This window comes from Enterobacter sp. DNB-S2 (assembly GCF_019443845.1).
GTDB classification, from domain to species: domain Bacteria; phylum Pseudomonadota; class Gammaproteobacteria; order Enterobacterales; family Enterobacteriaceae; genus Enterobacter; species Enterobacter asburiae_B.
Genome location: NZ_CP050520.1, coordinates 878,758 through 896,927, shown reverse-complemented (window position 1 = coordinate 896,927; position 18,170 = coordinate 878,758). Strand labels below are relative to the sequence as shown.

Genomic DNA, 18,170 nt, shown 5'->3' with positions numbered 1-18,170 from the left:
TACGCCGCCAGACCTTTATTTATTTTTTACCCGGTCCGGTCGGTGATGCCCGAAGGCTTTAAAGGGATGGAGAATCCTTTCAGAAGAGCGTTTGAGTTGCAGCGCAGATCGTCCCTGAAATGCCCCTCATGCCCTACAATCTGTCAACAGAATGTGAAAACGTCAATACAGGTGACGGGGATTTACGCTGAGTGTGAGAAACCGCAAACAAAGATTAAAAAAACTATGCATGCCAGTTTTCAGCAGGGAAATTTATGCTACTCGCTATCTTGCAGCACAAGTCTCTTCATATTTCGCAACAATCAGTGATTAACTTTTATTCAGAATGGGTAAATTTTCTTGCAGAATGGTGATTATCTGAGCACTAAATACCGCGAACGTTAAAACGCACAGCGAAAAATGCTGAGGTTATCCATAAGCAACGCGAAAAAAGATCAATCTATATATAAAAAAATACAATGGATTATGTCACAAAATCGTTAACAGGCAGGGAGAAGCAGGCCTAAGGGGCGTTTTGGATACTCTGACGGGATAAGATCATAATGCAAAAAGGGCTAACCTTGCGGTTAACCCTTTTCAGAATGTGGTCGGCGAGAGAGGATTCGAACCTCCGACCCACTGGTCCCAAACCAGTTGCGCTACCAAGCTGCGCTACTCGCCGAATGCGGAGCGCATCTTACTGCTGAGGTGCGCCCCCCTCAATCCCTTATTTTCAAAAAGCCATTCAACTGGCGATATTCTCGCCAGGGCAGCTACTGCGCGGCTTTTACGCTGTTATCAGGGAGTTTACACCAGTTGTTGTTTTCGTTAATCCCACCATTCGGTGAGGTATAGCCGAGACAACCCATAATGGTGTCGTACAGCTCAACGTGACGGCGCGGCACCTTCATCTCCGCCTCTTTTTTCAGCTGAGCAAACATCTTCGCCTTCTCCGGATTTTCAAGATACTTATCCGACATCCACATGATCATCGGCACGCGGAACTGCTCCGGCGGTGCCAGCTTGCGCGGCGTACCGTGCAGGTGCTCTTTCTCGTTGATGGATTCACCGTGGTCTGCCGCGTAAATCACAATCGCTTTTTTATCGCGCAGCTGGTCGATCACCCGGCTCAGGAAGGTATCCACGTACAGCACCGAGTTGTCGTAGGCGTTGATCAGCTCCTGCTTGCTGCAGTCTTTATTAATGCCCACGCACTCTGGCTGCCACTTCGCAAAATCACGGGTGTAGCGCTGGTAGTAGCTGTAATGGGACCCTTTGGTATGCAGAATAACCAGATGCTTGCCCTGCGGATGGTTCTTGAGGGACTGCGACATCTCTTCCAGCAGCAGCATGTCGTCGACGTTTTTACCGCGGTTACGCGGCTCGGCGCCAATCTGCTCGCGGTACGCGATGTTATCTGCAAGGGTGTTGGTGTAGAACCACATCTCACTTTGCATCGCAAACAGGTCAGAGCTAAACCCAAGCTGCTTCAGCACGGCAAACACGTTCTGCTCTTTCAGCGTGCGTTGCGGGTTATCGCTTGCACCGCCTTCACGCACAAACATACAGCGCAGCGAGAGCTTGGTTGCGGTATCGCAGGAGTAGCCACGGTAAGCCACCAGGTTTTTCTCCTGCGCCAGCTTTGGCGTGGTGTCCCGGTTATAGCCGAGAATACCCATATGATCCCAGCGCGTCGTTTCGCCGATGACGAAGACGACGTACGTATCATCAATCCCGTCGGCTGGCGGCTGGTAGGTGAATTTTTTCGTTGGATTGATCAGCGATTTCACATCACTGGATTCGTCCGCCTGCGCCCAGGCATACAAACCTAACGCTGACAGCCAGTTAGACGGCAAATAGGAGTTTGCCACCACGCCGCCATAGCTTGGCATATCCACGCCCGTCGCTTTTTCGACGCGTTTTTGCTGCGTTTCCATCAGGCGGATTGGCGCCCATACCAGCAGTCCGGCCAGCAGGACAACGACGATATTGCGGATCCGCTGTCCACGCGTGCGCAGCTGGCGTAACAGCGTATAGCGGCACGTATTGTTCCAGATAAAGAACAGCGGTATCAGACAGGTTAAAACTGTCCAGACGATAAAGCCTTTCCCTACCACCTCTTTCGAGAGATCGATATCCGTGGTCATCACCGAGGCAACGATACCGTACCCAATGACCACGTTCATAAAGGTCATGTAATAGCTTGCGGCGGCGGAAATAATCACCACCAGCGAGGCCAAAATTTGCCAGGTACGTCGGCCAAAAAGGGACAGCAGGCGTAAGAGGAAGAAGGTAGCGAGGACGGAGCCGAACACTTCAATGGCGGCAAAAATACCATTACTCACGGTAAGGTGTTCAAAATAACCTTCCACTCTTCTGAACAGTACCGCGCCATTCAGAAATAATCCGATATAGACAGCCAGCATCAGACACAATCTTTGCTGGGTAAGAGACCTAATGTATTTCATGCAAACAACCCTGGGGGAAGGGGTATAAAAACCCGACGAATCTCAAAGAGAAAGCGGACAGAGTACGTAAATGCGTAAGGAAGCGTTATTAGAAACGTCTACAAGCGCGATAAGTAGACCACAGCGGGAGAGAAAAGTGGCAGCAGAGAGTGTGATCGGTATAAATTTTTACAAAATATCGAGACGGGAAGCGTCTCGCATAAAGAAAAAAGAGGCCACAGAGGCCTCTTTCATACTGCTTACGCGTGCGCTTCTTTGAATACTTCACGCTGCGGCTGGCGAATCGTGGTCGAGAGCGCCAGCGAGATAATCAGCAGGGCAAATATGACGCAGAAGGTCACGTAGAACCCGCCGAACAGAGAGGCTATCAGCGAGCCGCAGATGCTGCCGATCCCGAAGCCAAGATAGATAACGCCGTAGTTTTTCGCCAGATTGTTCAGGCCAAAGAACTCGCTTACCAGTGACGGGAAGACGGTAATCGTGCCGCCGAAGTTAAAGGCCACGCAGGCAATCGCCGCAAAGAAGGTGGCTTCATTCAGCGGAGCGAACAGCAGCGCCGCCATGCCGACCAGCGAAACCACCTGCCCAATCGTAATCACACGGATGCGGGCAATTTTGTCAGACAGAATACCGAGCACCAGACGACCGGAGAGGTTGGCAATGGAGATGACCGTCACCGCATTCGCCGCCGTAGCCGCATCCAGCTTCACCATCCCCTGCGCGATATCCTTCGCCACACCGATGACATAAAGTCCGCTCATGCAGGCCGTCAGGAACATCACCGCCAGCATCCAGTACTGCGGTTTACGCATGGACTGCGCGAGGGTGAAGTCGTTCTCCACCACGCCGTTAACGGATTTGACCTCCTGCTGCGGCGCATCGGTCATCAGCGTGGCGCCGAACAGAATCATCACCAGCACGATTGCGCCCCAGATCATAAAGGTGTTTTCGAGGCCAACGGACGCCAGCAGATGGGAGTCGATAAATTTGAATCCGAGGCTGCCCAGGCCATAGGAGCCGATGGCGAATGCGGAGATGAGGCCTTTACGCTCCGGGAACCACTTCACGCAGTTCGACAGGGTCAGCAGGTAACCTGCGCCATCGGCCAGACCCACCAGCACGCCGGCGCTCAGCCACAGCATCATCAGGTTGCTGGAATGCGCCGTCAGGAAAAAGCCCAAACCCAGCAGAATGCCGGACGCCATGGTCACACGCTTCACGCCAAAACGCTCCTGCAGCTTGCCCGCGACGGAAGACGAAATCGCCAGCCCCAGGCTCAGCAGACCAAAGGAGAACGCAACCTGGCTGACCGGCGCGCCGAGTTTGTCGGAAAGCGCGCTGTTAAACAGGCTCCAGGTATAGACCGACCCCAGCGCAAACTGGGTGACGATGGTGCCAAAGAGCGTGAGCCAGCGCGTGCGGTTATAAGTTGATGTGTTCATGGCAGTTGTCCTGCAGGAGAAATTAAGGAAGTTCGCTGAGGACAACGATAAACAAAACCTTAATACGGCTGGGGTAAAACGGCATGAAATGCAGGCGGAACGGAATGAAATGCCTGGAATCGGGAATGAATGGCCTGGCCCGGGAATAAAGCGACAGCGTGTTAGTATCCGCTATCGCTGTAACGCCCGTGGTTGTTGTATTTGAGATGTTATCGTAACGTTTAAAAAAGTAACAACTCTAGAAATTTGCGCTAACGCCGAGGGTGTATAAAAACTCCTCACCGGTGGTGGCGTGCTCCCCCTGAGCCAGCGACGCATAGGCCGCCACGTGCGTATTAAAAGGAATATCCGTTCCCACGGTGACGTCCATCCAGCTACCGTTTTGGGCAGGGGCTGGCGTTTGCGGCATGCCAAACTGCGATTTCCACTGGTTTTCACCAAACTGCTGGTTATAGCTAATCTGCGCCCACGGACGAAGATCGCCGTACTGGGTATTCACGCGCCACCCCAGCGTGCTGACGCTGGCATGCCAGAGCGGGTCGGTGATTGCCTGCGTCGACGCGCTATCACCAAACTCGTTGATCATCATGGGAGCCGTGCCGTCGTATCGCCACGCCACCACCGGGCCGGTGGTGATACGCGCTGAAACCGGAAAATTCCAGCCCACGCTCATCGTCCCCTCCGGCGTGCTGCCAGACGGTATATTCAGGGCAAGACCCGGCGCGTTTTGCGAAGACTGAATACGCTCAGCCAGAATATCCTCATAACGCGGTTGGTGATCCGCGTCCCATGTATAGCGTTCCGCCGTATTATTTTGGGCGTCTGAAACGATATATTCCTGTTGCCAGGCAGACGCTGTATTACAAAAAAACAGGCAGGCTGAAATCCCCACCAGGCCAGAAGCAGCATGGCGACCACTGATTTTTTTTATCATCATCAACGCGACCCCAGAGAGAGCCGAATTCGGCGATATTTGTCGTTATTCAGGAAGAGCTTATAACCCTTGTATTAACTATTGTCTTTATAGTAAACACGTCAAGCCAGTCAGAATGAAAATTTTGCGAAATCAGTATCAATAAGGGAGATGACGGATGGAACGTTGCGGTTGGGTGAACCAGGATCAGCTTTATATCGACTATCACGATCGGGAATGGGGCGTGCCGGAAACGGATGGCAAAAAACTCTTTGAGATGATCTGTCTGGAGGGCCAGCAGGCGGGGTTGTCATGGATTACGGTACTGAAGAAACGTGAAAACTACCGCAACGCCTTCCACCAGTTCGATCCTGTCGCCGTCGCCGCGATGACCGATGAAGACGTGGAACGCCTGGTGCAGGACGCCGGTATCATCCGTCATCGCGGTAAGATCCAGGCCATCATCGGTAACGCACGCGCTTACCTGGCAATGGAGCAAAACGGCGAATCATTTTCAGATTTTGTCTGGACGTTTGTGAACAACGATCCGCAGGTCACCCAAGCCGCCACGCTCGCGGAAATCCCGGCCTCTACCCCGGCCTCGGATGCGCTCTCGAAGGCCCTGAAAAAACGCGGCTTTAAGTTTGTCGGTTCCACCATCTGCTACGCCTTTATGCAGGCCTGTGGCCTGGTCAACGACCACGTTACCGGCTGCTTCTGTCATCCGGGAGGCCATCATGATCCGCAAATGGCAAAGTGAGAATACCGCGCCGCTTTTGAGCCTGTGGCTTGAAAGCACCACGGAAGCGCATCCGTTTATCGAGCCGGGTTACTGGAAAGAGAACGAGGCCATGGTGCGGGACGTTTACCTGCCGTCGGCGGAAACCTGGGTCTGGGAACAGGATGGCGAGCCATACGGATTTATCAGCGTGATGCAGTCTCAGTTTGTCGGCGCGCTGTTTGTCGCACCGTCATGCATCGGGAAAGGCATCGGGCGCGCGCTGCTGAACCATGTTCAACAGCGCTTCCCGCATTTAACCCTGGAGGTATATCAGAAAAATGTGCGGGCGGTGAATTTCTACCATGCTCAGGGCTTTCGCATTGAGGACAGCGCCTGGCAGGATGATACCCAGCACCCGACGTGGATCATGAGCTGGCAGGCGGATCAAACGCCGTTAAGGTAAGCTCGGGTCCCTGATATTTTTCTACCCAGGCCAGCGCCGTGTTCCCTGCGCAGCCATTCCCCAGCTTCGAGCTGGGGAGATCTTTGGTCAGCACGTTAACCGCCCCGTTTTTACAGATCCCTCCCTCGGCGGGCTCAAGGTCGGGCCATGCGCCCTGATGAATGCAGATCACGCCCGGTTTAATTCCGTCGCTCACCACCGCCCCTGCCAGCACCTGCCCGCGCGAGTTCCAGACGCGCACCACGTCGCCGTCCGCAATCCCCCGGGCTTTCGCATCGAGGGTATTCAGCGTGATCGGCTCTCGCCCGGCGACCGCATACTGCTCGCGCAGAGACGTATAGTTAAGCTGGCTGTGCAGACGGTGCGCGGGATGCGCAGATAACACCTGCAGCTGTTCCGGCTGGGCGTTGCCGTGCCACTCGTCCGGCTCGAGCCACATAGGGTGTGGCGGGCAGTCGGCATAGCCAAAGCTGGCGATGCGCTCGCTGTGGATCACGATCTTTCCGCTCTCGGTTTTCAGCGGGTGGTTCTCGGGGTCGCGGCGGAAATCGGCAAAACGGACAAACTTCGCGTTCTGTTCGCTCTCCGGCATCTCGACGATCTGGTTCGCTTCCCAGAATTCGGCAAATGGCGGAAGCGTCACGCCCTGCGCTGCGCCGCGCTGGCCGGCAATCTGGTAGAAGGTTTCCAGCCATTGCAGATCGCTTTTCCCCTCGGTAAAACGCTCGCGACCGCCCGCTTCCCACAGCTCGCTCAGTTCAGCAAACACGTCAAAATCATCACGCGCTTCGTCTCGCGGGGCCACTACGCGCTTCATCGGGACCATATGCTGGTTGCTGTAGTCGCCGGTCATGGTGAGATCGTTACGCTCAAACGAGGTGGTCGCTGGCAGCACAATATCTGCATGCTTAGCCGAGCCGGTCCAGAAGCACTCGGAAATCACCACCAGCTCCGGCTTCTGCCAGGCGCGGATCAGGCGGTTGGTATCCTGATGGTGCGTGAAGTTCGACCCGCCCGCCCACCAGACAAATTTAATGTCCGGGAAGTGGCGGTCCAGACCGTTGTGCTGATAGAAACCGCCCGGGTTTTCCAGGGCTTCAACAATACGCGCCACCGGGATTTTATCCACGGCATCGACGCCGCCCTGCACCGAGCCTTGCAGAGACGCCAGCACCGCCGCTTTACGCGTCGGGTTACCGCCGTTTGCAAAGTGATAGGAGAGACCAAAACCCCCGCCCGGCGTGCCGATCTGCCCAAGCATTGCGGCAAGCGTTACCAGCATCCAGTGTTTTTGCTCGCCAAACTGCTGACGCTGCATTCCCCAGCCGGACATTAACATCGTGGTATTTTTATGGAACAACGCCGCCAGTTCGCGGATTTTCTCCGCAGGTACGCCGCAAATATCTGCCGCCCACGCTGCCGTTTTCGCCACCCCATCGGATTGGCCCGTCAGGTAGTCGGCGAATTTATCGAAGCCGGTGGTACAGCGCGTCAGGAATTCAACATCGTGCCAGCCGTTTTCTACCAGCGTATGGGCGATCCCCAGCATCATCGCCACGTCGGTGCCCATATGGGGGGCAATCCACTCGGCGCTGTCGCCGAAGAAATCCATAGTTTCAGAGCGCATTGGGTCAATGCAGATGATGCGCTTGCCGCTTTTGCGCAGCGCGTCGAAATACCCAATCCCCTGCTCATCGCTGGCATTCCAGGCAATTTTCAGCGTATTGAGCGGGTTGGCGCTCCAGAGCACTACCACGTCGGTATGCGCCAGCACCAGCGGCCAGCTGGTCTGCTGCTGGTACACTTCGTTCCCCCCTACGACGTACGGCATGATCGCCTGCGCCGCGCCGGTGGAGTAATCCCCGAGATGGCCGGTATAGCCTCCCGCCAGGCTCATGTAGCGCTGCAGCAGCGTCGAGGCCTTGTGCAGCACGCCGTTCGAACGCCAGCCGTAAGATCCGGCAAAAATGGACGACGGACCGTAAGTGTCGCGAATGCGCTTATGCTGGGCGTGGATCAGCGCCAGCGCGTCATCCCAGCTCACGCGAACAAACTCATCCTGACCGCGGATCCCCTGCGGTTTATCCGGCGAGGCCAGAAAACCTTTACGCACCATCGGCCAGCGCACGCGCGTGTTGCTGTGCACCTGATCGCGAACGACGGTCTGTAACGAGTTGGGATGTTGGGTTGGCAGTGCCCCCCGGGACGACAGAACATTTTCGCCATCGGTTTCGACCAGCATCGGCCCCCAGTGGGCGGCGGTCAGAATGGTTTTCGTTGAGGTGCTCAAGCGTGCGCTCCTGGTTGCGTGCAGGTTTACGGCCTTCTTTCTGAGGCAGTTTATGGTTTGTCACAAATTTCAGAGTTATACCCGGAATTTTCTCCGTATCTGGACGTCATAATCAACTGCCACGCTCGCCGTGGCAAAGAATAAAAAGGATTAAGGAAAGAAGATGAAAAAACGCGTACTCGTTATTGCCGCTCTGGTGAGCGGTGCACTGGCTGTTTCTGGCTGCACAACTAACCCTTACACCGGTGAGCGTGAAGCGGGTAAATCCGGCATTGGCGCGGGTATCGGCTCGCTGGTCGGCGCAGGCGTGGGGGCGCTCTCCTCCTCCAAGAAAGACCGCGGTAAAGGCGCGCTGATTGGCGCAGCGGCGGGCGCGGCACTGGGCGGCGGCGTTGGCTATTACATGGACGTGCAGGAAGCGAAGCTGCGCGACAAAATGAAGGGAACCGGCGTGAGCGTGACGCGCAGCGGCGATAACATCATCCTGAATATGCCGAACAACGTGACCTTCGACAGCAGCAGCGCAACGCTGAAACCCGCGGGCGCGAACACGCTCACCGGCGTGGCGATGGTGCTGAAAGAGTACAACAAGACCGCCGTGAACGTGATGGGCTACACCGACAGCACCGGCAGCCAGGATCTGAACATGCGTCTGTCCCAGCAGCGCGCCGATGCCGTAGCCAGCTCGCTGATTACCCAGGGCGTTGAAGCCAACCGCATCCGCACCAGCGGCATGGGCCCTGCCAACCCTATCGCCAGCAACAGCACGGCGGAAGGCAAAGCGCAGAACCGCCGCGTTGAGATTACGTTGAGCCCAATTCAGTAGGCAAAAGCAAAACGGCAACGCTCGTTGCCGTTTTTAGTGGTTGCACCCTCTCCCGTGGGAGAGGGTTGGGGTGAGGGCACCAGACCGCACCCTCCGGTAAGCGCAGCGCCACCGGGCAAATTACTTGATTCGTCTGATTTTCCCGTTAAGGTATTCTCACTAAATTCAGGGAAATCAGCGATGAGCAAACCAGCCCGGGCCACCATTAGCGACGTGGCGAAAGCCGCCAAAACCGGTAAAACCAGTATTTCACGCTACCTTAACGGCGAGAAACACCTGCTGTCCGACGCATTGCTGGCGCGTATTGAACAGGCCATTGCCGATCTCGACTACCGTCCCAGCCTCATGGCGCGCGGGCTCAAACGCGGCCGCACCCGCCTTATCGGGCTTATCATCGCCGATATCACCAACCCCTATTCCGTTAACGTCCTCAGCGGTATTGAAGCCGCCTGTCGCGAGAAGGGGTTCACGCCGCTGGTCTGTAATACCAACAACGAAGTCGACCAGGAGCTGCATTACCTCGATCTGCTGCGCAGCTATCAGGTCGAAGGGATTGTGGTGAACGCTGTCGGCATGCGGGAAGAGGGTTTAAATCGCCTGCAGCAATCCTCCCTGCCCATGGTCCTCATCGACCGTAAAATTCCGGAATTTGCCTGCGATGTGGTCGGGCTGGATAACACCCAGGCCGCCACGACCGCCACCGAACATCTGATCGAACAGGGCTTCGAGGCCATTCTGTTTCTGAGTGAACCGTTAGGGATGGTCAATACCCGTCGCGAGCGCCTGAGCGCATTTCGCGCCACGCTGGAGCGATATCCCGGCGTGATCGCCGAAAATGCCGAAACGCCGCTTCACGAAGCCGACCAGCTCGACAACACCCTGCGCCAGTTCCACACGCGCCATCGCGGGATGCGCAAAGCCGTTATCTCCGCAAACGGGGCGCTGACGCTTCAGGTCGCCCGCTCGCTCAAGCGCATTGGCCTGCACTGGGGCAGCGATATCGGTCTGCTGGGGTTTGATGAACTGGAGTGGGCGGAACTGGCGGGCGTCGGCATTACGACACTCAAACAGCCCACCTGGCAGATTGGCTATGCTGCTGTTGAACAAGTGGTTCGCCGCATTGAAGGCACCAGCGATGCCGTTCGCGAGCAGGTCTTCTCCGGCGAGCTGATCGTTCGCGGCTCCACGGCGCGTTAATTTTCCCTTGTGATACCGATCATAAATTCGACATCCTGACCTTTTCTTTGGAACCGGTTCCATCTAGCGTAATAGTATTGTTATGTTGCGATGGAGTCCGAAGATGGGCAGGAAAATTATGGTGGTCACCGCCGCGTACGGTGCGGAACAGGTGCGACAGGCAGGCGGTCAGCGGGCGATGCTTCCCGTTATTGCAGGCGCAGGGGCAGACGGCGTGGAGATCCGCCGGGAACTGTTCAGCAGCGAAGAGCTGCTGACGCTGCCTGCGCTGGGAGAATCCATTGAGCTGCTCGGCCTGCTGGCGTGCTACTCCGCCCCCGCCGCCCTGTTTATGCCCGACGGCACCCTCAACCCGGATCTGACCCGCTATCTCTCTGAGGCCAGCACCCTGAACGCCCTGTGGCTGAAGGTTTCCCTGGGCCATTTCCGCGACGCGCAGCCTCTCGACGCCCTGCGTAGCCTGCTGAACGCAAGCGGCATGGCGCTGGTCGTGGAGAACGATCAGACCGACTGTGGACAGCTCGCGCCGATGCAGCGCTTCCAGGCCGCCTGTCGGGAAATGGCATTGCCCGTCACGCTGACCTTCGACATGGGCAACTGGCTGTGGGTCGGTGATTCCCCCGAAGAGGCCGCGCGTCACCTTGCCCCTGCGGTGAGCTATATCCACGTGAAAGCCGCCGTGCCGCATAAAGATAACTTCCGCGCCGTGGCACCGGACCACGCTGATGCGCGCTGGCTGGATCTGCTCGGCCAGCTGCCTGCCGATGCCCCGCGCGGTATCGAGTTCCCGCTGGAAGGGACGGATTTAACCGCCGTTACCCGCCATTACGTCAACCTGCTGCGCGAGGAGTAAACCATGCACAAGACGCTGGATGTCATCACCATCGGCGAGGCCATGGCGATGTTTGTCGCCACTGAAACGGGCGAACTGAGCGCGGTGGAGCACTTTATCAAGCGCGTGGCGGGCGCAGAGCTGAACGTCGCGACCGGCCTGGCGCGTCTCGGCCTGAACGTGGGCTGGGTCAGCCGCGTGGGGGACGACAGCTTTGGCCATTTCGTTCTCGACTCGCTGAAAAAAGAGGGGATTGATGCCGCGGGCGTCACCCTTGATGCACGCTTCCCTACCGGCTTTCAGCTTAAATCCAAGGCCGAAAATGGAACCGATCCCATCGTGGAGTATTTCCGTAAGGGATCGGCCGCAAGCCACCTCTCAGTGGCGGATTACCACGCCGACTATTTCGCCTCCGCGCGCCACCTGCACCTGAGCGGCGTGGCGGCAGCGCTGTCCGCCAGCTCGTATGAACTGCTGGATCACGCGGCAGCCACTCTGAAAGCCCAGGGAAAAACGATCTCTTTCGATCCGAACCTGCGCCCGGTGCTGTGGAAAAGCGAAGAGGAAATGGTCGAGAAGCTCAACCGTCTGGCGTTCAGAGCGGACTGGGTTCTGCCGGGCCTGAAAGAAGGGATGATCCTGACCGGCGAAAGCACGCCGGAAGGCATTGCCGATTTCTACCTGAATAAAGGGGTAAAAGCGGTGGTGCTGAAGACAGGCGCCGATGGCGCATGGTTTAAGACGGCCAACGGCGAACAGGGCGCGGTCGCGGCGGTCAAGGTTGAGAACGTGGTCGACACCGTCGGCGCGGGCGACGGTTTTGCCGTGGGCGTGATTAGCGCCCTGCTGGAAGGCAAAACGCTGCTGCAGGCCGTGGCGCGAGGCAATAAGATTGGCTCGCTGGCCATTCAGGTGCAGGGCGACAGCGAAGGATTACCCACGCGAGCAGAGCTTAACGAATAAACATCCCCCTCACCCTAACCCTCTCCCCAGAGGGGCGAGGGAATGACTTGCTCCCTCTCCCCTCTGGGGAGAGGGCCGGGGTGAGGGGCATAAATCGCACTCAGCAAAACAAGCCACCGTGTACCCTACAGACAACGGCGGTAACAACCTCAACAACAGAGGCAAGCCTATGAACAGTTCGACCAATGCAGTAAAACGCTGGTGGTACATCATGCCAATCGTGTTTATCACGTACAGCCTGGCGTATCTTGACCGTGCCAACTTCAGCTTCGCGTCCGCGGCGGGGATCACAGAGGACCTTGGCATCACCAAAGGTATCTCCTCCCTGCTGGGAGCCCTTTTCTTCCTGGGCTACTTCTTCTTCCAGATCCCCGGCGCGATTTATGCGGAACGCCGCAGCGTGCGTAAGCTGATCTTCGTCTGCCTGATCCTGTGGGGCGCCTGCGCGTCACTGACCGGCGTGGTGAACAATATTCCTGCCCTGGCCGCCATTCGCTTTATCCTCGGCGTCGTTGAGGCGGCGGTCATGCCGGCGATGCTGATCTACATCAGCAACTGGTTTACCAAATCCGAACGCTCGCGCGCGAATACCTTCCTGATCCTCGGTAACCCGGTCACGGTACTGTGGATGTCGGTGGTGTCTGGCTACCTGATCCAGTCCTTCGGCTGGCGCGAAATGTTTATCATCGAAGGGGTCCCGGCAGTGATCTGGGCATTCTGCTGGTGGGTACTGGTAAAAGATAAACCTGCCCAGGCGAAATGGCTTTCCGAAGACGAAAAAGCGGCGCTGCAGGCGCAGCTGGATAAAGAACAGCAAGGTCTGAAGGCGGTACGTAACTACGGTGAAGCCTTCCGCTCGCGCAACGTGATCCTGCTCTGCGCACAGTACTTTACCTGGAGCATTGGCGTGTACGGCTTTGTGCTGTGGCTGCCGTCGATTATCCGCAGCGGCGGCGAAAACCTCGGCATGGTAGAAGTGGGCTGGCTCTCTTCCGTACCGTATCTGGCCGCGACCATCGCCATGATCGTCGTCTCCTGGGCGTCGGACAAGCTGCAGAACCGAAAATTGTTTGTCTGGCCGCTGCTGCTGATCGCTGCTTTTGCCTTTATCGGCTCGTGGGCCGTGGGTGCAAATCACTTCTGGGCCTCTTATACCCTGCTGGTGGTCGCCGGTGCCGCCATGTATGCCCCGTATGGTCCGTTCTTTGCCATCATCCCGGAAATGCTGCCGCGTAACGTCGCGGGTGGCGCGATGGCGCTGATTAACAGTATGGGTGCGCTGGGGTCGTTCTGCGGCTCCTGGTTCGTCGGCTACCTGAACGGTGCCACCGGCAGCCCGTCCGCATCGTACATCTTTATGGGGGTGGCGCTTTTCGCCTCCGTGTGGCTTACTCTGATTGTTAAGCCTGCTAATAATCAACAACACCCTGTCGGCGCACGCCACGCCTGAATCCTTAAAAATCAACGGAGATTAGCATGAAGCCGTCCGTCATTTTGTACAAAGCACTGCCGGAAGATCTGCAGAAACGCCTTGAAGAACACTTCACCGTCACGCAGGTGAAGAACCTGAGCCCGGAAACCGTGGCGCAGCACGCCGAAGCGTTCGCCAGCGCCGAAGGCCTGCTGGGTTCAAGCGAGAAAGTGGATGTCGCCCTGCTGGAGAAAATGCCGAAGCTTCGTGCTACCTCTACCGTTTCCGTGGGTTACGACAATTTCGATGTGGATGCCCTGAACGCCCGCAAGATCCTGCTGATGCACACCCCCCATGCCCTGACGGAAACCGTGGCCGATACGCTGATGGCGCTGGTACTCACCACGGCCCGTCGCGTGGTGGAAGTGGCCGAGCGCGTGAAAGCGGGCGAATGGACAAAAAGCATTGGACCGGACTGGTTCGGCGTGGACGTTAACGGCAAAACGCTGGGCATTGTTGGCATGGGGCGCATTGGGCTGGCACTGGCGCAGCGCGCGCATTTTGGTTTTAACATGCCGATTCTGTATAACGCGCGTCGCCATCACGGTGAAGCCGAAGAACGCTTCAACGCCCGTTACTGCGAGCTGGATACTCTGCTGCAGGAAGCCGATTTTGTTTGTCTGGTTCTGCCGCTGACGGACGAAACGCGTCATCTGATTGGCAAATCCGCATTTGAAAAAATGAAGAAATCCGCCATTTTCATCAACGCGGGTCGTGGCCCGGTGGTAGATGAGAAGGCGCTGATTGAAGCCCTGCAGAACGGTGAGATCCATGCCGCAGGTCTGGACGTGTTTGAACAGGAGCCGCTGCCGGTGGACTCCCCGCTGCTGACAATGCCAAACGTCGTCGCCCTGCCCCACATCGGCTCAGCCACCCATGAGACGCGCTACAACATGGCGGCCACTGCGGTCGATAACCTTATCGCCGCCCTAAGCGGAAAGGTGGAGATAAACTGCGTGAACCCGCAGGTGCAACAATAGAAATGAAAAAACCCGCCAGAAGGCGGGTTTTTGAATTTTGTGCTACTGGGTTGGAAGCTTACAGGCTTACAACGTTACCAGCTGCTGGGCCTTTAGCGCCGCTTTCGATGGTGAAGGAAACTTTCTGACCTTCATCCAGAGATTTGTAGCCATCGTTCTGGATAGCAGAGAAGTGTACGAACACGTCTTTAGAGCCATCGTCAGGAGTGATGAAGCCGAAACCTTTATCAGCGTTGAACCATTTTACCAGACCAGTCATTTTAGCAGACATAGAAATTACCTTATTAACAAATATATTGAGCCTTCCGGCTTGATGGATTGCGTTACAGATTTTTAAGCGATGAAGGAAGGGTCACAACGAAGGGTATCTATGGATAACAATCTGGACTGCTTTACTAAACTGCTTTAGGTCTGTGTAACAAACCGACGGGGATAGTTATACCGATGTGGTAGAAGAATGACAAGCGTTATTTTCGATAAGCATAAAAAAACCCCGCCAGGCGCGGGGTTTTTTCGGTTTATTCTGTGGCCGTGACTGCGGCACTCCAGGCCTGGCTAAAGGCCTGATGCTGGGAAGCCAGCGGCCCAATCAGCGTATTGTACTGGCTTGCCTGCTGCGAGGTCGGGAACTGAATGCCGTTGGCAACAAAGCTCACCTGAGTATCCTGCTGGGCAATAAAGTCGCCCACCTGAACCAGCTGCTGCGTGAAGATTTGCGCGGCCGGAATCAGCGGTTGCAGCGCTTCAGACGGTTTCGTCACCACTTTCTCATACACTTTGTCGAAGACAGGTTTGAGATCGTCACCCTGCTTCAGCGCAGAACGTGACGCGTCAGCCTGCATTTTCGCATTCTGCAACTGCTGGCTCAGTACGCCAAGCGCACCGTTGGACTGGCGAAGCGGTTCACGCTGCGTCATATAATCCTGCGGAACGCGAATGGCGTTCACGCTATCCACTACCGGACGGATACCGGAATCCATCGCCTGGCTCACCTGCTGTGAATAACCATAAAGAATGGCGTAATCGGACACGAAGGGGCCAAACTGTTTTTTCTGATCCGCAGTCAGCGTCGGCAACCGCTCGCCGCTGCGCATCACTGTATTCTGCAGAAAATCGATAAACGCTTTGCGCTGATCGCCTTCTTTATCAAAACACCCACTCAGGCTAACAACCATCAACAACGCCGCAATAGGCGCAAACCAGCGAGAGCAGGACTTTCCTGTCGCCATTTTATTACTCCTTTCACCCAAAAAAGCGCACACCGGCACACGCGTGCCCGACGCTGACAAGGATAGTCCAGGTCAGCCTTGCAAGATACTCTTTTCATGCAAAACGGCTATTGCCGATTTATTTCTTACCATTTACAAAAAAATACCTGCCGAAGCCGACATATGACTAATCAGGTAATTAGCATAACTATCCATATCGCTGAATCGGGTAAAGCGATAGTTACCGCACGATTAATCACACCCGTGACGATCCTGAGTTCGTATTAGGGACTATTCTTAACTGGCTCTCTGATGTTCTTGATCACGATGTGAGATTTAAGAGGAGTCCTCAATGGAATATAAAGATCCTGAGTTTGAACTGCTGAGCAGTCTGGAACAGATCATTTTTAAAGACGTACCGCAGGCGATTACCCTGCAACAAAAATCCAATCCCTTTACAGAATATGAGCAATTGCGCAAAGGGACAGGACTGAAAACAGAAGAATTCGCCAGAGCGATGGGTGTCAGCGTGGCTATGGTGCAGGAGTGGGAGTCAAAACGTGAGAAACCCACCCCAACCGAGTTAAGGCTGATGCGCCTGATTCAGGCCAACCCTGCACTCAGCAAACAGATAGCGTAGTGAAGATTGAATGCCCCCGCCTTTGCGGGGGCTTGTGTTTTAAAGGCTCTCGCAACGCCAGCCCGCCTCTTCCCACACCCATTCATGCGTTAACGTTAAGCCTCTTAGAAAAGCCTCATCGTGTGATACCACCAGCAAAGCCCCAGGGAAACCGGCCAGCGCCGCTTCAATGGCCTGGACCGAGGCCAAATCCAGATGGTTGGTCGGTTCATCCAGCAGCAGAAGCTGCGTAGCCTCCGCGCGCCACAGCACGCAGGCCAGGGCGGCCTTAAGACGCTCGCCGCCGCTGAGCTCCGCCAGCGGGAGCGTAACTTTGTCAGCACCCAGTTGAAGCTGCGCCAGACGGGTTCGCAATACCCCCTCTTCCAGAGGCGTATGACTCAGGTTGAGATGCGTCATGACCGACTGCGAAAGATCGAGCCGGGAGAGATGCTGGTCGAGATAAGCGCAGCTGACGGAAACCTTACAGGTACCCGAACGGGGGGCAATCTCGCCGAGGAGGATTTTTAACAGCGTCGATTTTCCGCAGCCGTTCGGTCCCTTTAACGCCACGCGCATCGGTCCGTCCATCCGCCAGTTGAGCGGAGGAATAGGCACATGCGGCAGCACCAGATCCTCCAGCACCAGCACCTGCTTCCCCTCCGGGATCTGACTCCCCGGCAGGGTGAACATTACCGGGTTATCTTCTTCAACGCGTTCACGCGCCTTTTTTACCGCGGCGTTGAGGGCTTCATTTTGCTCGCTGTGCTGTTTTTTCCAGGAGCCGATCCGCTCTTTTGCCGCGCCTTTATATTTGACCCGCTCGAACGACGCGATATTCAGGGTATCAACGGTGCGCAATGTCTTTGCCGAACGCCGCTGGCTGTCATCATGCTCTTTTTGCATGCGTGCCCGAGTGCGTTTGCGCTCGATTGCAGCATGTTCCAGCGCCGCGCGGGCCGCCTGCTGTTCGGCATCGCGCTGGGTTTGATAATCCGCATAATTCCCGCCGTAGCTGCGCAGACCCGAGGCGCTCAGTTCAAGGATACGCGGCACCTGAGCCAGCAGCTCGCGGTCATGGGAAGCCACCAGCACGCCGCCCTGAAAACGGCTGAGCTGGTCGTAGAACCACGCCCGGCCCTGTCGGTCCAGATGGTTAGTGGGCTCGTCCAGCAGCATGAAATCGGCTTCAGCCGTAAACGCCCCGCACAGCAGGGCGCGAATGCGCTCGCCGCCGCTGAGCTCACCGGCGGGTTTATCCGGGTCAAACGGCGGGAGATTCGCATTGATAAACGCTTCGCTCAGACGCTCGGCGACATCCCAGCGGCCGTCGAGCATGTCCAGATCGTCAGGCTGGTAATCGCCGCTGTCGATGCGCTTACGCGCCGCAAAAATAACGTCATACCCGAGCAGTTCAGCAAGCGTCGTCTGCGGCGAAATGACGTGCTGCTGCGCCACCCAGGCATGCGAGCCAAAGCGTTCAATATGACCGGAAGCCGGTTCGTCCAGCCCCGCCAGCAGACGCAGCAGACGCGTTTTCCCGCTGCCGTTGCGGCCAACCAGCGCGCACAGGGCGGGTTCCAGCGTGAGATTCAGCGGACCAAAAAGGGTATCGCCCGTCGGAAACTGACAGGTGACCTGATGCAAAATAAAAGAAGGGGACTGCGCAAAATGAGCCATAAGCACTCCTGAATGAAATCAAAACATCCCCTGCCGACGCGGTGGCGTTTAGCAAGGATCGAAATTCATCAGTCGTGTTTGTTCATTTTTGGGGGGCGCTCCAGCGCGAGAAAGTTAA

16 protein-coding genes and 1 tRNA gene are annotated in these 18,170 nt (G+C 56.4%); 9 read left to right on the top strand and 8 right to left on the bottom strand.

All coding sequences use genetic code 11. From position 1 onward, the window contains the following. Window positions 1-584: 584 nt before the first annotated feature. From HB664_RS04285 to HB664_RS04270, 4 genes are all read right to left on the bottom strand, one after another. Window positions 585-661: transfer RNA gene (locus HB664_RS04285), tRNA-Pro, on the bottom strand. Window positions 662-752: 91 nt separating this feature from the next. After that, window positions 753-2,447 (bottom strand): kdo(2)-lipid A phosphoethanolamine 7''-transferase, encoded by a 1,695-nt coding sequence (eptB, locus tag HB664_RS04280; RefSeq protein ID WP_039261186.1) that lies wholly within the window; start codon window positions 2,445-2,447, stop codon window positions 753-755. A gap of 239 nt (window positions 2,448-2,686) precedes the next feature. Then, window positions 2,687-3,889 (bottom strand): MFS transporter, encoded by a 1,203-nt coding sequence (locus tag HB664_RS04275; protein ID WP_033146995.1) that lies wholly within the window; start codon window positions 3,887-3,889, stop codon window positions 2,687-2,689. Window positions 3,890-4,127: 238 nt separating this feature from the next. Continuing rightward, entirely contained in the window at window positions 4,128-4,826 is a 699-nt protein-coding gene (locus HB664_RS04270; RefSeq protein WP_196355161.1) for an autotransporter domain-containing protein, read from the bottom strand. A gap of 154 nt (window positions 4,827-4,980) precedes the next feature. Between HB664_RS04270 and tag the strand changes: the two genes are divergently transcribed. Together tag and HB664_RS04260 are read left to right on the top strand one after the other, a co-directional pair. Then, complete coding sequence (tag, locus tag HB664_RS04265) at window positions 4,981-5,562, top strand: DNA-3-methyladenine glycosylase I (RefSeq protein WP_143346378.1); 582 nt, start codon at window positions 4,981-4,983, stop codon at window positions 5,560-5,562. Then, on the top strand, window positions 5,540-5,986 hold the full coding sequence (locus HB664_RS04260; RefSeq protein ID WP_032661790.1) for an N-acetyltransferase: 447 nt from the start codon (window positions 5,540-5,542) through the stop codon (window positions 5,984-5,986). Before tag ends, HB664_RS04260 begins: the two co-directional genes overlap by 23 nt. On the opposite strand, the gene HB664_RS04255 is transcribed toward HB664_RS04260, so the two are convergent. Further along, window positions 5,949-8,228 carry a molybdopterin guanine dinucleotide-containing S/N-oxide reductase gene (locus HB664_RS04255; protein WP_258235890.1) on the bottom strand — a complete coding sequence of 760 codons (2,280 nt, stop codon included), beginning with the start codon at window positions 8,226-8,228 and terminating at the stop codon, window positions 5,949-5,951. The two genes, HB664_RS04260 and HB664_RS04255, sit on opposite strands and share 38 nt — an antisense overlap. A 211-nt stretch (window positions 8,229-8,439) precedes the next feature. Here HB664_RS04255 and HB664_RS04250 point away from each other — a divergent pair, with 211 nt between their 5' ends. From HB664_RS04250 to ghrB, 6 genes are all read left to right on the top strand, one after another. Further along, window positions 8,440-9,102, top strand: a complete 663-nt coding sequence (locus tag HB664_RS04250; protein ID WP_024909080.1) for an OmpA family lipoprotein — start codon at window positions 8,440-8,442, stop codon at window positions 9,100-9,102. Between the two features lie 180 nt (window positions 9,103-9,282). After that, a complete protein-coding gene (locus tag HB664_RS04245) occupies window positions 9,283-10,299 on the top strand; it encodes a LacI family DNA-binding transcriptional regulator (RefSeq protein WP_039261180.1) in 1,017 nt (338 codons plus the stop codon). A gap of 103 nt (window positions 10,300-10,402) precedes the next feature. Continuing rightward, window positions 10,403-11,152 (top strand): sugar phosphate isomerase/epimerase, encoded by a 750-nt coding sequence (locus tag HB664_RS04240; protein ID WP_039261178.1) that lies wholly within the window; start codon window positions 10,403-10,405, stop codon window positions 11,150-11,152. Window positions 11,153-11,155: 3 nt separating this feature from the next. After that, the gene (locus HB664_RS04235; RefSeq protein WP_219940398.1) at window positions 11,156-12,094 is read left to right on the top strand and encodes a sugar kinase; all 939 of its coding nucleotides are present in this window, start codon (window positions 11,156-11,158) and stop codon (window positions 12,092-12,094) included. 169 nt (window positions 12,095-12,263) lie between these two features. Further along, a complete protein-coding gene (locus HB664_RS04230) occupies window positions 12,264-13,544 on the top strand; it encodes an MFS transporter (RefSeq protein ID WP_023309951.1) in 1,281 nt (426 codons plus the stop codon). A 26-nt stretch (window positions 13,545-13,570) separates the two neighbouring features. Next, window positions 13,571-14,545, top strand: a complete 975-nt coding sequence (gene ghrB, locus HB664_RS04225) for a glyoxylate/hydroxypyruvate reductase GhrB (protein ID WP_219940397.1) — start codon at window positions 13,571-13,573, stop codon at window positions 14,543-14,545. Window positions 14,546-14,603: 58 nt separating this feature from the next. Here the strand turns inward: ghrB and cspA are convergent, their stop codons facing one another. Together cspA and HB664_RS04215 are read right to left on the bottom strand one after the other, a co-directional pair. Next, complete coding sequence (gene cspA / locus HB664_RS04220; RefSeq protein ID WP_003860775.1) at window positions 14,604-14,816, bottom strand: RNA chaperone/antiterminator CspA; 213 nt, start codon at window positions 14,814-14,816, stop codon at window positions 14,604-14,606. Window positions 14,817-15,063: 247 nt separating this feature from the next. Continuing rightward, window positions 15,064-15,774 (bottom strand): DUF3053 domain-containing protein, encoded by a 711-nt coding sequence (locus HB664_RS04215; protein WP_023309949.1) that lies wholly within the window; start codon window positions 15,772-15,774, stop codon window positions 15,064-15,066. Window positions 15,775-16,105: 331 nt separating this feature from the next. Between HB664_RS04215 and HB664_RS04210 the strand changes: the two genes are divergently transcribed. After that, window positions 16,106-16,393, top strand: coding sequence for an HTH-type transcriptional regulator (locus HB664_RS04210; protein WP_029740975.1), 288 nt, complete (start codon window positions 16,106-16,108; stop codon window positions 16,391-16,393). A 39-nt stretch (window positions 16,394-16,432) separates the two neighbouring features. On the opposite strand, the gene HB664_RS04205 is transcribed toward HB664_RS04210, so the two are convergent. Then, on the bottom strand, window positions 16,433-18,052 hold the full coding sequence (locus HB664_RS04205; RefSeq protein WP_219940396.1) for an ABC-F family ATP-binding cassette domain-containing protein: 1,620 nt from the start codon (window positions 18,050-18,052) through the stop codon (window positions 16,433-16,435). Between the last annotated feature and the right edge of the window lie 118 nt (window positions 18,053-18,170).

What these genes read in the sequence shown, in the direction of transcription:
- eptB (WP_039261186.1), bottom strand. Translation starts at nt 2,447, where the DNA reads ATGAAATACATTAGGTCTCTTACCCAGCAAAGATTGTGTCTGATGCTG.
- HB664_RS04275 (WP_033146995.1), bottom strand. Translation starts at nt 3,889, where the DNA reads ATGAACACATCAACTTATAACCGCACGCGCTGGCTCACGCTCTTTGGC.
- HB664_RS04270 (WP_196355161.1), bottom strand. Translation starts at nt 4,826, where the DNA reads ATGATGATAAAAAAAATCAGTGGTCGCCATGCTGCTTCTGGCCTGGTG.
- tag (WP_143346378.1), top strand. Translation starts at nt 4,981, where the DNA reads ATGGAACGTTGCGGTTGGGTGAACCAGGATCAGCTTTATATCGACTAT.
- HB664_RS04260 (WP_032661790.1), top strand. Translation starts at nt 5,540, where the DNA reads ATGATCCGCAAATGGCAAAGTGAGAATACCGCGCCGCTTTTGAGCCTG.
- HB664_RS04255 (WP_258235890.1), bottom strand. Translation starts at nt 8,228, where the DNA reads ATGCTGGTCGAAACCGATGGCGAAAATGTTCTGTCGTCCCGGGGGGCA.
- HB664_RS04250 (WP_024909080.1), top strand. Translation starts at nt 8,440, where the DNA reads ATGAAAAAACGCGTACTCGTTATTGCCGCTCTGGTGAGCGGTGCACTG.
- HB664_RS04245 (WP_039261180.1), top strand. Translation starts at nt 9,283, where the DNA reads ATGAGCAAACCAGCCCGGGCCACCATTAGCGACGTGGCGAAAGCCGCC.
- HB664_RS04240 (WP_039261178.1), top strand. Translation starts at nt 10,403, where the DNA reads ATGGGCAGGAAAATTATGGTGGTCACCGCCGCGTACGGTGCGGAACAG.
- HB664_RS04235 (WP_219940398.1), top strand. Translation starts at nt 11,156, where the DNA reads ATGCACAAGACGCTGGATGTCATCACCATCGGCGAGGCCATGGCGATG.
- HB664_RS04230 (WP_023309951.1), top strand. Translation starts at nt 12,264, where the DNA reads ATGAACAGTTCGACCAATGCAGTAAAACGCTGGTGGTACATCATGCCA.
- ghrB (WP_219940397.1), top strand. Translation starts at nt 13,571, where the DNA reads ATGAAGCCGTCCGTCATTTTGTACAAAGCACTGCCGGAAGATCTGCAG.
- cspA (WP_003860775.1), bottom strand. Translation starts at nt 14,816, where the DNA reads ATGTCTGCTAAAATGACTGGTCTGGTAAAATGGTTCAACGCTGATAAA.
- HB664_RS04215 (WP_023309949.1), bottom strand. Translation starts at nt 15,774, where the DNA reads ATGGCGACAGGAAAGTCCTGCTCTCGCTGGTTTGCGCCTATTGCGGCG.
- HB664_RS04210 (WP_029740975.1), top strand. Translation starts at nt 16,106, where the DNA reads ATGGAATATAAAGATCCTGAGTTTGAACTGCTGAGCAGTCTGGAACAG.
- HB664_RS04205 (WP_219940396.1), bottom strand. Translation starts at nt 18,052, where the DNA reads ATGGCTCATTTTGCGCAGTCCCCTTCTTTTATTTTGCATCAGGTCACC.